Below are 1,300 nucleotides of genomic sequence, written 5' to 3'. Positions count from 1 at the left end.
CTCAGCGCCGTGATCACGTTCTCGTAGTTCAGCGCGGCCGAGTTCAGCTCCGCGGCCAACGCATTCCACGACGACGCGGCGGTCATGAACGAGCCCGAACCCGGACCCGCGTAGATCCGCGCCGAGTTGACCTCAGGGGGCAGTGATCCGTAATCCAACACGATTGACTCCTTAACCCGTCGCGGCCGCGTTGGCCGCCTCAGTCAGCGCGTACGACCCGGAGCTGGTGCTCAGGGTGTTGACAAACAATTCGTGGACGGCCGCCGCTTGGGCGCTGACGGCCTGGTACAGCTGCGCGTGCGCGGCGAATTGCGCCGCCGTGAGCGCCGACACCTCATCGGCGGCCGCCGGTACCACTCCGGTCGTCGGGGCCGCGGCCGCGGCGTTCTGTGCGCTCAGCGTCGAGCCGATGGTTTGCAGATTGCCTGCCGCCGCGGACAGCGCCTCTGGCTGCGTTGTGACGAATGACATCTATCTCGGTTTCCTTCGTGTCGGCGTGGTTGGTGGGTAGTTGAGATGCATCGGCGCCGTCCCGTTATCCGGCCGAGGGTGGGCGGGTCAGGACGCTGTAGCGGAACCCGTACTTGTTGACATAGCCCGCGGTCGCGCCGCGGCGGCCCATGCCCCCCATCGGCATGCCCCGCAACAAGGCGTTGGGCGAGTTCGCCCCCGCCGCACCGGCCGCCCCGGCCGGCACCAACGCCCCCTCGGACTCCGCCACCGCCGGCGTCACCGCCGAAGTCAACGTCGCCCACTGCTGAGGCACCGACAACATGCCCACCCGGGCCGCCTGACCAGCCGCCGCCGCCGCACCCCCGCCGACATGACCCACGCCACCCAAGTTGCCCAACCCCAAAGACGCGAACTGCGGCGTCGGGAACCACGCACCACCGGCACCCACCGTCGCACCACCGGGGCCGTACGTCAGCTGCTGAGCGATCGACCAGCCGAAGTTGGCGATACCGTTGGAGAAGTACGCCAGACCGGAGGTCTGCTTCAGCAACACCGTGTACAGCGTGGGGTTGAGACCGAGGTAGTTGTTGGTCGGCGTGGGCAACCCGGAATCCAGGTAGCTCTGAATGGCGTTCGTGAGCCAGGTCAACGGTCCTGGCGGATCCGTGGTGGCGGCCGCCGCCAGCTGTTGGGTGGGCGCCGCCGTCGTGACGAGTTGGGTGGTGGCGTTGGCCGTGGTCTGCGCGGTGTTGCCCGCAGGCTCGGCGGCGGCCCGGGAGACGGCCATGGCCTGGTCGGTGGTGGCGTCCGGGGTCGTGGTGTTCGGCGGCGCCGGGAACGGCTCGAG

3 protein-coding genes are annotated in these 1,300 nt (G+C 69.1%); all 3 read right to left on the bottom strand.

Features of this window, described 5'->3' with window-relative positions:
* On the bottom strand, nucleotides 1-164 hold a 164-nt coding region (locus A5700_RS25165; protein WP_156671120.1), incomplete at its 3' end, for a PPE domain-containing protein.
* 7 nt (nucleotides 165-171) lie between these two features.
* On the bottom strand, nucleotides 172-471 hold the full coding sequence (locus A5700_RS07375) for a PE family protein (protein WP_068068106.1): 300 nt from the start codon (nucleotides 469-471) through the stop codon (nucleotides 172-174).
* 64 nt (nucleotides 472-535) lie between these two features.
* Nucleotides 536-1,300, bottom strand: a 765-nt coding sequence (locus A5700_RS07370; protein ID WP_197504146.1) for a PE/PPE C-terminal domain-containing protein, incomplete at its 5' end; no start/stop codon positions are given.

The sequence above is a fragment of the Mycobacterium sp. E1214 genome, assembly GCF_001666755.1.
Classification (GTDB): domain Bacteria; phylum Actinomycetota; class Actinomycetes; order Mycobacteriales; family Mycobacteriaceae; genus Mycobacterium.
This window is presented reverse-complemented; position numbering and strand designations above follow the sequence as displayed.